Here is a 12,878-nt window from a genome sequence, read left to right as displayed (position 1 = left end):
GGCCTGTTGTGTGACAGGCCGGGAAGGGCGTGAGTTCTGTAGTGTACGACCCTGAACGAAAAAAAGGGCAGCGCGGGCTGCCCTTTCATCTTTGTCGCGCAGTATTAACCGATTGTTAACGCACGGTCTGTGCCCGCGCCCACAGGCATCACATGCCCCTCAGGCCGGTGCGTACCTGTAGGAGCCGGCTTGCCGGCGATGAGGCCGTCGAACTCAGTGCAGCCCCTGGATATAACTGGCGATGGCCTCGATATCATGGTTGCTGAGCTTGCCGGCAATGGTGCGCATGGTCATCGCGTCGCCGTCGTTGGTGCGGTTGCCTTCGCGGAAGTCGGTCAGTTGCTTGCCGACGTACTGCGCATGCTGGCCGCCCAGGTGCGGGAAGCCGGCCAGGGCGATGCCTGCGCCGTTCGGCGAGTGGCAACCGGTGCAGGCCGGCATGCCTTTTTCAAGGTCGCCGCCGTTGAACAGCGCGCGGCCACGCTCGACCAGTTTCGGGTCGGCGGCGCCCACGCTGCCTTTTTGGCTTGAGAAGTAAGCCGCGATATCGGCCAGGTCCTGGTCATTGAAGTTGGCCAGCATGCCGGTCATCTCCAGCACGGTGCGCTTGCCGGACTTGATGTCGTGCAGTTGCTTTTCCAGGTAGCGCTGGCCTTGGCCGGCGAGTTTGGGGAAGTTCGGCGCCAGGCTGTTGCCGTCAGGGTTGTGGCAGGCCCCACACACCGCTGTTTTTGCCTGGCCCGCGGCGGCATCGCCTTTGATGGGGTCCGCAGCACTTGCCGCACCTGCGACCCCCATGGTCAACAGCAGACTCACGAATAGTTTGTTCATCAGCTAATCCAACACGGCTAAGGGTGAAATGTTATGTATCGGGACTGCCACTCATCCAAAGGATGACCAATCGGTAGTCCTCGGCACTGCAGTCCATGCACAATCCACGCGGCGGCATAGCCTTGAAACCCTGTGTAACATGCACCACCAGTTGCGCCATACCTTGCGCCAGCCTGGGCTCCCAGGCTGCCCGGTCACCCCGCATGGGGGCCTGTGGCAGCTGACCGGCGTGACAAGCCGCACACGTGCGGTTGTACAACGCCTCGGGATCCTGTGTAGCCTGTGCGCTGAAAATCGGCAGGAACACACCGACAGCTAGCAGCCATTTCGCCAAGCGGAACGACCTGACAGGGTTGGGGGACGCGCTGCGTTCTGATGCGCGAGCTATTGTTCGACACCCCATGCCCGTTCTCCTTCGCTGGGAGAATGAGCACACAAAAACTGGGGCATTATATACTTCCGCCATCCAAACGGAAACGACACCGCTTGCCGGCCCTGGCCTTGGCAACACCCACATCGGATATCCCATGCAAGTCAAGAACCCCATCCTCGGCCTCTGCCAGAAAGCCAAATTCGCCCTCAGCGCTGCCAAGGTCGAACAATGCCCGGACGACCAGGGTTACGAGGTGGCCTTCGCCGGCCGCTCCAACGCCGGCAAATCCAGCGCCCTCAACACCCTGACCCATGCCAGCCTGGCGCGGACTTCCAAGACCCCGGGCCGCACCCAGCTGTTGAATTTCTTCAGTCTGGACGATGAACGGCGTTTGGTCGACCTGCCGGGTTACGGTTATGCAAAAGTGCCGATTCCGCTCAAGCAGCACTGGCAGAAGCACCTGGAGGCGTACCTGGGCGGGCGTGAGTGCCTGCGCGGGGTGATTTTGATGATGGACGTGCGCCATCCGATGACCGACTTCGACAAGATGATGCTCGACTGGGCCAAGGCCAGCGGCATGCCCATGCACATCCTGCTGACCAAGGCCGACAAACTCACCCACGGCGCCGGCAAGAACACCCTGCTCAAAGTGCAGGCCGAAATCCGCAAGGGCTGGGGCGATGCCGCGACCATCCAGCTGTTCTCGGCGCCCAAGCGCCAAGGCCTGGATGAGGCATACCGGGTGCTGGCCGACTGGATGGAGCTGGAAGACAAGCCGGTGGCCTGAGGCAAACAGAAGACCTGTGGGAGCGGGCTTGCCCGCGAAGAATCCAGCACGGTATTTGGCCCGGGCTTCGCCCGGGTTCGCGGGCAAGCCCGCTCCTACACAAGGATTACGCAGGGCCTGAAGGTCAAATTTCAGGCAAAAAAAACCCCGGACTTCATATGGGGAGGGGGAAGTTCGGGGTTCAAGTCCGGACCGCCAGAGGCAAGTCCAGGTATCTGCCAACACTTAACACAACATAGGAGCATCGAAAGGCTTCACCAGCCATTCAGTGCATCTGAGTGAGGCTTCACCGGTTTAGTTCCGAAGCCCTCGAAACTATTTGCGATAGTTTCATGAAACTTCGAATCTAACGGGGCGGATCCGCGACACCACGCCGCAGATCCTACACAGCCCAGCCCGCGAATTCAGTGAGCTTCGTCCCAATTCGAGCCGATTCCCACTTCCACCAGCAGCGGTACATCCAGCTGCGCAGCGCCGCTCATGTGGCCGCGAATTTCATCTTTTACCTGTTGAACCAGGTCTTCGCGCACCTCCAGCACCAGTTCGTCGTGCACCTGCAGGATCACCCGCGCATCCAGCCCACTGTCGGTCAGCCAGTTGTCCACCGCCACCATGGCGCGCTTGATGATGTCTGCTGCGGTGCCCTGCATCGGCGCGTTGATCGCCGTACGTTCGGCGCCCTTGCGCAGCGCTGGGTTCTTGGCGTTGATGTCGGGCAGGTACAGGCGCCGGCCGAACAGGGTTTCGACGAAGCCCTGCTCGGCGGCCTGGGCGCGGGTGCGCTCCATATAGGCCAGCACGCCGGGGTAACGGGCGAAGTAGCGGTCGATGTAGTCCTGGGACTGCTTGCGGTCGACGCCGATCTGCTTGGCCAGGCCGAACGCGCTCATGCCGTAGATCAAACCGAAGTTGATCGCCTTGGCGCTGCGCCGCTGGTCGGTGGTGACCGCCGCCAGGTCTACACCAAACACCTCGGCAGCAGTGGCGCGGTGCACGTCCAGGTCGTTACGGAATGCATGCAGCAGGCCTTCGTCCTTGGCCAGGTGGGCCATGATGCGCAGCTCGATCTGCGAGTAGTCCGCCGCCAGCAGCTTGTAGCCGGGGCTGGCGATGAAGGCCTGGCGAATGCGCCGGCCTTCGGCGGTGCGGATCGGGATGTTCTGCAGGTTCGGGTCGCTGGACGACAGGCGCCCGGTGGCGGCCACGGCCTGCTGGTAAGAGGTGTGCACGCGCCCGGTGCGCGGGTTGATCTGCCCCGGCAGCTTGTCGGTGTAGGTGCTCTTGAGCTTGCTCAGGGTGCGGTACTGCATCAGCACCTTGGGCAGTGGGTAGCCCTGCTCGGCCAGCTCGTCGAGCACGGCTTCGGCGGTGGATGGCTGGCCCTTGGCGGTCTTGCTCAGCACCGGCATGCCCAGCTTGTCGTACAGGATCACCCCCAACTGCTTGGGCGAGCCAAGGTTGAACGGCTCGCCGGCCAGCTCGATCGCCTCGCGCTCGAGCTCGGCCATTTTCGCCCCCAGTTCACCGCTCTGCACGCCCAACAAATCGGCATCGACCAGCGCGCCCTGGCGCTCGATGCGCGCCAGTACCGGTACCAGCGGCATCTCGATGTCCATCAGCACCGGCTGCACGCTTGGCGTCTCGGCCAGGCGCGCCTGCAGCGCGTGGTGCAGGCGCAAGGTGATGTCGGCGTCTTCGGCGGCGTACGGGCCAGCCTTATCCAGGTGGATCTGGTTGAAGGTCAGTTGCTTGGCGCCCTTGCCGGCGATCTCTTCGAAGGTGATGGTGCTGTGGTCCAGGTAGCGCTGCGCCAGGCTGTCCATGTCGTGGCGGGTGGCGGTGGAGTTGAACACGTACGACTCGAGCATGGTGTCGTAGCGCACGCCGCGCAGGTCGATGGCCGGGCTGGCGTTGGCCAGGATGTTGATGTCGTACTTGGCATTCTGCCCGACCTTGCCCTTGGCCGGGTCTTCCAGCAGCGGCTTGAGCGCCAGCAGCACCGCCTCGCGGTCCAGCTGGGCCGGGGCGCCTTCGTAGTCATGGGCCAGCGGCACATAGGCGGCCTCGAAGGGGGTTACCGCGAACGACACACCTACCAACTGGGCTTTCTGCGCATCCAGGCCGGTGGTTTCGGTGTCGAAGGCGATCAGCGGGGCGTTGCGCAGTTTTTCCAGCCAAAGGTCGAAATCGGCCTGCTTGAGGATGGTCTGGTACTTCGGCTCAACCTTGGCAGCCGGGGCAAGCGCAACGCCTGCCGCTTCAGTTGCGCCAGCGGCCGCAGGCGCACTGGCGCGCGGCGCTTCACGCTGCACCTCGGCGACCCAGCTCTTGAACTCCATCTCGGTGTACAGCGCCAGCAGCGCTTCACGGTCCGGTTCACCGCACACCAGTGCATCGACCTCGACCTCCAGCGGCACATCGCACTTGATGGTGGCCAGCTCGTAGGACAAAAACGCCGAGTCACGGTGCTCTTCGAGCTTGGCCGGCAGGGTCTTGGCCCCGCGAATGGCCAGGCCCGGCACCTTGTCGAGATTGTCATACAGGTCGCGCAGGCCGCCACCGATACCGGTCAGCAGGCCCACGGCGGTTTTTTCGCCCACACCCGGCACGCCGGGAATGTTGTCGACCTTGTCGCCCATCAGCGCCAGGAAGTCGATGATGTGCTCGGGGCCCACGCCGAATTTTTCGTGTACGCCGGCAACGTCCATCACGCTGCCGGTCATGGTGTTGACCAGGGTGACGTGGCCGTCCACCAACTGGGCCATGTCCTTGTCGCCGGTCGAGATGATCACCGGGCGGCCAGCGGTGGCGCTGCTGCGCGCCAGGGTGCCGATCACGTCGTCTGCCTCGACCCCTTCGACGCACAAAAGCGGGTAGCCCAGCGCGCGTACGCTGGCGTGCAGCGGCTCGACCTGCACCCGCAAGTCGTCGGGCATGCTCGGGCGGTTGGCCTTGTATTCGGCGAACATGGCGTCGCGGAAAGTCCCGCCCTTGGCGTCGAAGACCACCGCGAACAGGCTGTCCGGGTACTGCCGGCGCAGGCTCTTGAGCATGTTCAGCACGCCCTTGACCGCACCGGTGGGCATGCCCTTGGAGGTGGTCAGCGGCGGCAGCGCGTGGAAGGCGCGGTAGAGGTAGGACGAACCGTCCACCAGGACGAGGGGCGCTTGGCTCATGAGGAGAATCAACCTTTTCGGCGGGTCCGGCGCTAGAATAGCCGGATCAATGACGACAAAAGGACTAGGTTATCATGCGTACACTCAATCGCCTGTTACTGCTCGGTCTGCTGGCCACCATGCCAGCCGTCACCCTGGCGGCGGACGACGCGCCATCGGCCGATCCCGATGTCACCATTCGCACGGAAGGCGATAAAACCATCCAGGAATACCGCCAGAACGGCTTCCTGTATGCGATCAAGGTCACGCCCAAGGGCGGCAAGCCTTATTTCCTGGTACGCGCCGATGGCACCGATGCCAACTTCATTCGCTCCGACCAGCCGGACATGTTGATTCCGTCCTGGAAAATCTTCGAGTGGAAGTAGCGGCGGGTACCGTTCATATCAACCAGGCACTTGCCGGCGCAAGTGCCCGTATGGGCAATTTTTCGACATGTCAGTTTTCACCCCTGTGACCCGGCCTGAGCTGGAAACCTTTCTGGCGCCCTACGGGCTGGGCCGCCTGCTCGACTTCCAGGGCATTGCCGCCGGTACCGAAAACAGCAACTTCTTCGTCAGCCTGGAACTGGGGGAATACGTCCTGACACTGGTCGAGCGCGGGCCGGTCGAGGACATGCCGTTCTTCATCGAACTGCTCGACGTGCTGCACGACGCCGACATGCCGGTGCCCTACGCCCTGCGCGGCAACGATGGCAAAGGCCTGCGCGAGCTGTGCGGCAAGCCGGCGCTGCTGCAGCCACGGCTGTCGGGCAAGCACATCAAGGCGCCGAACAACCAGCACTGCGCCCAGGTGGGTGAATTGCTCGCGCACATTCACCTGGCCACCCGCGAGCGCATCATCGAGCGGCGCACCGACCGCGGCATCGACTGGATGCTGCAGTCCGGTGCCGAGTTGCTGGCGGGCCTGAGCACCGAACAAGCCGCGCTGCTGACTCCGGCGCTGGACGAAATCGCCGCGTACAAGGCGCAGATCTTAGCCTTGCCCAAGGCCAACCTGCACGCCGACCTGTTCCGCGATAACGTGATGTTCGAAGGCACCCACCTGACCGGGGTGATCGACTTCTACAACGCCTGCTCCGGGCCGATGCTGTATGACATCGCCATCACCGTGAACGACTGGTGCCTGGACGAGCAGGGCGGCATCGACCTGCCCCGCGCCCAGGCGCTGCTGGGCGCTTATGCCGCGCTGCGCCCGTTCAGCGCTGCCGAAGCCGAGCTGTGGCCGGTGATGCTGCGGGTGGGTTGCGTGCGCTTCTGGCTGTCGCGCCTGATCGCCGCCCGCGAGTTTGCCGGCATGGACGTGACCATCCATGACCCGCGTGAGTTCGAGGTGCGCTTGGCGCAGCGTCAGCAGGTGGCCCTGAAACTGCCGTTCGCCCTGTAAAACGCGCCGGCCTCTTCGCGGGTGAACCCGCTCCCACAGGTTGTGCATAACCCTGTGGGAGCGGGTTCACCCGCGAAAGGGCCGTAACAGGCGTTACAGCTGTTCCAGGCACCCGGCCAGGTCACCACCCAGCTTCTCCAGCAAACGCTCATAGCCCTTGCCATCCACCGGGTCGGTACCGCCCAGGGCATCCAGCTCGGCCAGCCGCACCGGCAGCCCGGCGGTCAGCGTCTCGGCCAGGCGCGGGCGCAGGGGGGGCTCGCTGAACACGCAGGTCTTGCCCACTTCCTGCAGACGCTTGCGCATTGCGGCTACATGCTGGGCACCCGGCTGCACTTCCGACGCCACGCTGAACACCCCGGTGTGCTTCAGGCCATAGGCGGCCTCGAAGTAGTCGAACGCCTCGTGGAACACGAAGTACGGCTTGCCGGCAATGCCCGCCACGCGTTGCTTGATGCGCGCATCCAGGGCGTCCATGCGCTCGACGAAGGTCTTCAGGTTGGCCTGGTAGCGCGCGGCGTTGGCCGGGTCGGCGGCAGCCAGGTCGGCGGCCATCTTCGCCGCAATCACCCGCGCATTGACCGACGACAGCCACAGGTGGGCGTCAAGGCTGCCCGGGCGGTGGTCATGGTCGTGGTCGTCATGGTCGTCGGCCTCGTCATGGGAATGGCTATCCTCGCCAAAGTGACGCAACTGCATGCCCGAAAGCGACTGCACCGCCACCGTTGGCTTGCTGCGCGCAGCCAGCACGCGGGGCAGGAAGTTCTCCATGTCCGGGCCGATCCAGTACAGCAAATCCGCGTCGCCGACCTTGCGCACATCGGACGGGCGCAGCGCATAGTGGTGCGGCGAGGCGCCCGGCGGCAGCAGTACGTCGGGGCTGCCGACGCCGTCCTGCACCGCCGCGGCGATCTGCTGCAGGGGCTTGATGCTGGTCAGCACGCGCACCTCGGCCTGGGCCGAGAAGGCGATGAAAGCGACAAAGAGCGCAAGGAATCGGGACACGGTGGGTACTCGGCTGGTCAGAAACAGGTAACATAATAACGTCTCCATCCAGAACCGTCGCTGCCCATGTCCATCACGCCGCTGGCCCACCGTCCCCACGATCATTCCCATTGCGTGCACAGCGCGCTGGCCGAGGCCGACGCGCTGTGCAACCGGCAGGGCCTGCGCCTGACCGCCCTGCGCCGCCGCGTGCTGGAGCTGGTGTGGCAGAGCCACAAGCCGCTGGGCGCCTACGACATCCTCGCCGTACTCAGCGAGCAGGACGGCCGCCGCGCCGCGCCGCCCACCGTGTACCGCGCCCTGGACTTCCTGCTGGACAACGGCCTGGTGCATCGCATCGCCTCGCTCAACGCCTTCATCGGCTGCAGCCACCCCGAGCACGCGCACCAGGGCCAGTTCCTGATCTGCCGCGAGTGCCACGTGGCCATCGAGCTGGAACAGGACAGCATCAGCAACGCCATCGAAAACAGCGCCAAGGCCGTGGGCTTTGCCGTCGAGACGCAAACCGTCGAAGTGGTCGGCCTGTGCGGCAACTGCCGGGGCCAGGCATGAGCGACGCGCTGATCCGCCTGCAGCAGGTGGGCGTCAGCTTCCAGGGCGAAGCGGTGCTCGACAGCATCGACCTGGCCGTGGCGCCAGGCCAGATCGTCACCCTGATCGGCCCCAACGGTGCCGGCAAGACCACCCTGGTACGCGCCGTGCTGGGCCTGCTCAAGCCCCACCGCGGCACAGTGTGGCGCAAGCCGAAGCTGCGCATCGGCTACATGCCGCAAAAAATCCAGGTGGACGCCACGCTGCCGCTCTCGGTGCTGCGTTTCTTGCGCCTGGTGCCCGGGGTAGACCGCGCGGCAGCCTTGTCGGCGTTGCAGGAGGTGGGCGCCGAACAGGTGATCGACAACCCCATCCAGAGCATTTCCGGCGGTGAGATGCAGCGCGTGCTGCTGGCCCGGGCGCTGCTGCGCGAGCCCGAACTGCTGGTGCTCGACGAACCCGTGCAGGGCGTCGATGTGGTTGGCCAGACCGAGCTGTACAACCTGATCACCCGCCTGCGCGACCGCCATGGCTGCGGCGTGCTGATGGTCAGCCACGACCTGCACCTGGTGATGAGCGCCACCGACCAGGTGGTGTGCCTGAACCGCCACGTGTGCTGCTCGGGCCACCCCGAACAGGTCAGCAACGACCCGGCCTTCGTCGAGCTGTTCGGCCAGAACGCCCCGAGCCTGGCCGTCTACCACCACCATCACGACCACAGCCACGACCTGCATGGCTCGGTCGTCGCCCCCGGCACCCATGTTCACGGAGAGCACTGCAAGCATGGCTGATTTTCTTCTGTACGCCTTGCTTGCCGGCCTGTCGCTGGCGCTGGTCGCCGGCCCACTGGGCTCGTTCGTGGTGTGGCGGCGCATGGCCTATTTCGGCGACACCCTGTCCCACGCCGCGCTGCTGGGCGTGGCCCTGGGCTTTGCCCTGGACGTAAGCCCGGCGCTGGCGGTGACCATCGGCTGCCTGCTGCTGGCGATCCTGCTGGTCACCCTGCAGCAACGCCAGCCGCTGGCCTCGGACACCCTGCTCGGCATCCTCGCCCCCAGCACCCTGTCGCTGGGCCTGGTGGTGCTGAGCTTCATGCACGACGTGCGCATTGATCTGATGGCCTATTTGTTCGGCGACCTGCTGGCCATCAGCACCACCGACCTTGCCTGGATCCTCGGCGGCAGCGCGCTGGTGCTGGTGCTGCTGGCGGTGTTCTGGCGCCCGCTGCTGGCGGTCACCGTGCACGAGGAGCTGGCCCGGGTCGAAGGCCTGCCGGTGGCCGGCCTGCGCCTGGCGCTGATGCTGCTGATCGCGGTGGTGATCGCGGTGGCAATGAAGATCGTCGGCGTGCTGCTGATCACCTCGCTGCTGATCATCCCGGCAGCTGCGGCGCAGCGTCACGCCCGCTCGCCCGAGCAGATGGCCCTGGGCGCCAGCCTGCTGGGTATCACTGCGGTGTGCGCAGGGCTAGCCATGTCGTGGTTCAAGGACACACCGGCCGGGCCGTCGATCGTGGTCTGCGCGGCAGTGCTATTCTTGCTGAGCCTGGCGTTGCCCAAACGCTGAAAATCGGGACCGCACGCAACCTTTTAGCGGGTAAAGGGTCTGTAAGACCTGTTTTCGAGCGTGCGCACCTGGGTGTAGACTTGCTCGCTTTTTGCGCAAATAGAGAGTCGCAGGAATGAAGCTGTTCGCCTCCCGTTATCTGCTTGTTGCCGCATTTTCCCTGTTCCTGGCTGCGTGCTCCAGCACCCCGCCCGAGCAGGCCGTGGCGCCTGCCCAGCCGGATGCCTGGCAGCAGCTGGAGCAAAGCATCGCCAGCAACGAGCTGGCCACCGCCGAGGACCAGCTGGCCGCGCTGCAGGCCCAGGCACCGAATGACCCGCGCCTGGAACCCCACCAGCGCCAGCTGGCCGAAGCCTACCTGCAACGCAGCCAGATCGTGCTGCAGAAGGGCGACGTCAACGCTGCCGCCACCGCGCTGTCACGCGCCCGCGCACTCATGCCGCAAGCCCCGGCGGTAACCGGCGGTGACACCATGGCCCACGCGCGCAAGGCCGAGCTGGAAAAGGCCGAGGCTGCACTGAAGGCCGCCGAAGCCAAGCCCCAGGCCCGGTTGATCGACCCCAGCGCGCCCAGCACCGTGATCGCACTGAAGACCACCGACAGCCGCGCGCTGCGCCGCCAGCTCGATGACATTGCCGCCGATGTGGTGAATTACCGCTGCGAGGTGGTGTTCCAGGTGCCGCGTACGCAGGATGCGCCCTGGTTGAAGACGCTGCTGCACAAGCGCGTGCACAAGCTCGACAGCGGCTTTGAGCTCAAGCAAAAGCATCAGATCCAACGCTCGCTGCCGGCGCAGGTGGTGTTGGTACCTCATCAGCAATAAAGCCTGTCAGGGCCCTATCGCCGGCAAGCCGGCTCCTACACAGATCCCTGTAGGAGCCGGCTTGCCGGCGATGCTTTTGGGCTCAGGCCGGCACCGACTCGGCCACCTGCTCCCGCGCCCACACCCGATGCCCCTCGACCGCCTTGAAGAACCCATCGAAGGCCTTCTGCTCATCGCCCAGCAGCAAGCCCGCATCCTCCTTGAGCCCCAGCTTGTTCAGCAACAGCTTGCCCTCCAGGCTCAAGCCCATGGGCTTGAGGTGCTTGTAGGCCTCCAGCAGGAAGTGCTTGGCCACACCGCTAGCCTCCAGCGCCTCGAGCGACGCCTTGCCCGCCGGCACCCACACCCCGTCGAACATCACCGAAGGCATGCCTTCGAACGAGGCATCCACCGCCAGTGCCTTGCCGCCGGCCGCCTTCACCGGCGCCGATGTCGGCCCCAGCAGCATCGGCCGGGCGCTTTGCGCTTCCAGCGCCTTGACCAGCTTGTCGACGCTCGCCGCGTCCACGCCATCGGCCACCAGCACGGCGATCTTGCGCCCGCTGATGCCGATGTCGCCGGGGTGGTTCATTTGGCTCAAGGCCTTTGACTGCGCAGGCTTGCTGCCTTTTACCTTGACCGTTCCGGCCTTGGGTGCCGGCAAGCCCAGGTTGGCCGCCACCGCCGCTGCCAGCTTGAGGTCGATGTTGGCCAGGATCTCGTTCACCTGCCGCGCCCGGATCGCCTCGCGCTCCACCTTGCCCAGCTCGAAGCTGTAGGCCTTGATGATGTGCTGCTGCTCGTGCGCGCTCATGCTCTGGAAGAACAGCCGCGCCTGGGAGAAGTGCTCGCCGAACGACTCACTGCGCTGGCGGATCTTGTGCGCGTCGATGCGCTCCTGGTAGCTCTCGAAGCCGCCATCCTGCGCTGCCGGCGGGGTCTCCTGCGGCCAGCCGCCGTCGATGGAATTGGGCTCATACGAGGCGCGGCCCTTGTCGATGGTCATGCGGTGCATGGCATCGCGCTGGCTGCTGTGGTTGGGCGCCACCGGGCGGTTGATCGGGATCTCGTGGAAGTTCGGCCCGCCCAGGCGGCTGATTTGCGTGTCGGTGTAGGAGAACAGCCGGCCCTGCAGCAGCGGGTCATTGCTGAAATCGATGCCCGGCACGATATGCCCGGGGCAGAACGCCACCTGCTCAACCTCGGCGAAGAAGTTGTCCGGGTTGCGGTTGAGCACCATCTTGCCCAGCGGCGTCACCGGCACCAGCTCCTCGGGGATCAGCTTGGTGGGGTCGAGCAGGTCGAAGTCGAACCTGTGCTCGTCGGCCTCGGGTACCACCTGCACACCCAGCTCCCATTCCGGGTAATGCCCGGTCTCGATGGCGTCCCACAGGTCGCGGCGGTGGTAGTCGGTGTCCTTGCCGGCCAGTTTCTGCGCCTCGTCCCACAGCACCGAATGCACGCCCTGGCGCGGCTTCCAGTGGAACTTGACGAAGCTGGCCACCCCCTGGGCGTTGACCAGGCGGAAGGTATGCACGCCAAAGCCTTCCATCATGCGCAGGCTGCGCGGTATGGCACGGTCGGACATGGCCCAGATGACCATGTGCGCCGACTCCGGCACCAAGGAAACAAAGTCCCAGAAGGTGTCATGGGCCGAGCCGCCGGTGGGCATCTCGTTGTGCGGCTCGGGTTTCACCGCATGCACGAAGTCGGGGAACTTGATCGCATCCTGAATGAAAAACACCGGCATGTTGTTGCCCACCAGGTCGAAGTTGCCCTCGTCGGTGTAGAACTTCACCGCAAAACCGCGCACGTCACGTACCGTATCGCCCGAGCCACGCGGGCCCTGCACGGTGGAAAAGCGCACGAACACCGGGGTGATCTTCTCTGGATCTTGCAAAAAGCCGGCTTTGCTCAGCTCGGCGTGGCAGCCGTAGCTCTGGAAGTAGCCGTGGGCGCCGGTGCCGCGGGCATGGACGATGCGTTCAGGGATGCGCTCATGGTCGAAGTGGGTGATCTTCTCGCGCATGATGAAGTCTTCGAGCAGCGACGGGCCGCGGGCTCCAGCCTTGAGCGAGTTCTGGTTGTCGGCCACCTTCACGCCCTGATTGGTGCGCAGGGCCTGGCCGGTGGCGTCGCTGCGAAAGGGTTCCAGGCTTTGCAGCTTGGCGTTGCTGTTGGCCCGGTCGGGGGTGTCGCTGCCGGCGGCCTGGCTCTGGCGTGGCTCGGGCGCTTTCTTGCTGGCCATGTTCGGTTCTCCTCATCAGTCTTCAGGCTGCCCGTGGGCGGGCTTGTTCAAGTAGTGACTGGGAGGCCTTGGCGAGCGTTCAATCAGGATTACCGGTTGTCGCGTTATGCCCAACGGATTGGACGGTTACGAAATAAATGCTAAGAACAGCTATTGGAAAAGGCTAAAATGCGCGA

The 12,878-nt window shown here is 64.8% G+C and carries 12 protein-coding genes; 7 read left to right on the top strand and 5 right to left on the bottom strand.

Annotated features, from left to right (window positions below):
- Positions 1–213: 213 nt before the first annotated feature.
- On the bottom strand, positions 214–831 hold the full coding sequence (locus ACI2KK_RS11820; RefSeq protein WP_404669038.1) for a c-type cytochrome: 618 nt from the start codon (positions 829–831) through the stop codon (positions 214–216).
- A 31-nt stretch (positions 832–862) separates the two neighbouring features.
- Complete coding sequence (locus tag ACI2KK_RS11815) at positions 863–1,165, bottom strand: cytochrome c5 family protein (protein ID WP_217841153.1); 303 nt, start codon at positions 1,163–1,165, stop codon at positions 863–865.
- Between the two features lie 193 nt (positions 1,166–1,358).
- Between ACI2KK_RS11815 and yihA the strand changes: the two genes are divergently transcribed.
- Positions 1,359–1,991: a ribosome biogenesis GTP-binding protein YihA/YsxC gene (gene yihA / locus ACI2KK_RS11810; RefSeq protein WP_404669037.1), complete on the top strand. Its 633-nt coding sequence runs from the start codon at positions 1,359–1,361 to the stop codon at positions 1,989–1,991.
- A 404-nt stretch (positions 1,992–2,395) separates the two neighbouring features.
- Here yihA and polA read toward each other — a convergent pair whose 3' ends face one another.
- Entirely contained in the window at positions 2,396–5,167 is a 2,772-nt protein-coding gene (polA, locus tag ACI2KK_RS11805) for a DNA polymerase I (protein WP_404669036.1), read from the bottom strand.
- Positions 5,168–5,241: 74 nt separating this feature from the next.
- On the opposite strand from polA, the gene ACI2KK_RS11800 reads away from it, so the two are divergent.
- Entirely contained in the window at positions 5,242–5,532 is a 291-nt protein-coding gene (locus ACI2KK_RS11800) for a DUF2782 domain-containing protein (RefSeq protein WP_217841150.1), read from the top strand.
- A 67-nt stretch (positions 5,533–5,599) separates the two neighbouring features.
- Complete coding sequence (locus ACI2KK_RS11795) at positions 5,600–6,550, top strand: homoserine kinase (RefSeq protein WP_404669035.1); 951 nt, start codon at positions 5,600–5,602, stop codon at positions 6,548–6,550.
- A 93-nt stretch (positions 6,551–6,643) separates the two neighbouring features.
- Here the strand turns inward: ACI2KK_RS11795 and ACI2KK_RS11790 are convergent, their stop codons facing one another.
- Entirely contained in the window at positions 6,644–7,603 is a 960-nt protein-coding gene (locus ACI2KK_RS11790; protein WP_404669034.1) for a zinc ABC transporter substrate-binding protein, read from the bottom strand.
- Positions 7,604–7,621: 18 nt separating this feature from the next.
- Here ACI2KK_RS11790 and zur point away from each other — a divergent pair, with 18 nt between their 5' ends.
- From zur to ACI2KK_RS11770, 4 genes are all read left to right on the top strand, one after another.
- Positions 7,622–8,107 carry a zinc uptake transcriptional repressor Zur gene (zur, locus tag ACI2KK_RS11785; RefSeq protein ID WP_369988964.1) on the top strand — a complete coding sequence of 162 codons (486 nt, stop codon included), beginning with the start codon at positions 7,622–7,624 and terminating at the stop codon, positions 8,105–8,107.
- Positions 8,104–8,877, top strand: a complete 774-nt coding sequence (gene znuC, locus ACI2KK_RS11780; protein WP_217886881.1) for a zinc ABC transporter ATP-binding protein ZnuC — start codon at positions 8,104–8,106, stop codon at positions 8,875–8,877. The genes zur and znuC overlap by 4 nt, the downstream gene beginning before the upstream one ends.
- Complete coding sequence (znuB, locus tag ACI2KK_RS11775; protein WP_217841145.1) at positions 8,870–9,652, top strand: zinc ABC transporter permease subunit ZnuB; 783 nt, start codon at positions 8,870–8,872, stop codon at positions 9,650–9,652. Before znuC ends, znuB begins: the two co-directional genes overlap by 8 nt.
- A 115-nt stretch (positions 9,653–9,767) precedes the next feature.
- Positions 9,768–10,475, top strand: coding sequence for a PA5502 family lipoprotein (locus ACI2KK_RS11770; protein ID WP_404669033.1), 708 nt, complete (start codon positions 9,768–9,770; stop codon positions 10,473–10,475).
- 82 nt (positions 10,476–10,557) lie between these two features.
- Here ACI2KK_RS11770 and katE read toward each other — a convergent pair whose 3' ends face one another.
- Positions 10,558–12,702, bottom strand: coding sequence for a catalase HPII (gene katE, locus ACI2KK_RS11765; protein ID WP_404669032.1), 2,145 nt, complete (start codon positions 12,700–12,702; stop codon positions 10,558–10,560).
- Positions 12,703–12,878 lie beyond the last annotated feature (176 nt).

The sequence above is a fragment of the Pseudomonas sp. NPDC089406 genome (assembly GCF_044900265.1).
In the GTDB taxonomy this organism is placed as follows: Bacteria; Pseudomonadota; Gammaproteobacteria; order Pseudomonadales; family Pseudomonadaceae; genus Aquipseudomonas; species Aquipseudomonas fakonensis.
This window is presented reverse-complemented; position numbering and strand designations above follow the sequence as displayed.

Excerpts from the sequence above, each read along its gene's own strand:
- ACI2KK_RS11820 (WP_404669038.1), bottom strand. The coding sequence starts at position 831 with ATGAACAAACTATTCGTGAGTCTGCTGTTGACCATGGGGGTCGCAGGT.
- yihA (WP_404669037.1), top strand. The coding sequence starts at position 1,359 with ATGCAAGTCAAGAACCCCATCCTCGGCCTCTGCCAGAAAGCCAAATTC.
- polA (WP_404669036.1), bottom strand. The coding sequence starts at position 5,167 with ATGAGCCAAGCGCCCCTCGTCCTGGTGGACGGTTCGTCCTACCTCTAC.
- ACI2KK_RS11800 (WP_217841150.1), top strand. The coding sequence starts at position 5,242 with ATGCGTACACTCAATCGCCTGTTACTGCTCGGTCTGCTGGCCACCATG.
- ACI2KK_RS11795 (WP_404669035.1), top strand. The coding sequence starts at position 5,600 with ATGTCAGTTTTCACCCCTGTGACCCGGCCTGAGCTGGAAACCTTTCTG.
- ACI2KK_RS11790 (WP_404669034.1), bottom strand. The coding sequence starts at position 7,603 with ATGGAGACGTTATTATGTTACCTGTTTCTGACCAGCCGAGTACCCACC.
- zur (WP_369988964.1), top strand. The coding sequence starts at position 7,622 with ATGTCCATCACGCCGCTGGCCCACCGTCCCCACGATCATTCCCATTGC.
- znuC (WP_217886881.1), top strand. The coding sequence starts at position 8,104 with ATGAGCGACGCGCTGATCCGCCTGCAGCAGGTGGGCGTCAGCTTCCAG.
- znuB (WP_217841145.1), top strand. The coding sequence starts at position 8,870 with ATGGCTGATTTTCTTCTGTACGCCTTGCTTGCCGGCCTGTCGCTGGCG.
- ACI2KK_RS11770 (WP_404669033.1), top strand. The coding sequence starts at position 9,768 with ATGAAGCTGTTCGCCTCCCGTTATCTGCTTGTTGCCGCATTTTCCCTG.
- katE (WP_404669032.1), bottom strand. The coding sequence starts at position 12,702 with ATGGCCAGCAAGAAAGCGCCCGAGCCACGCCAGAGCCAGGCCGCCGGC.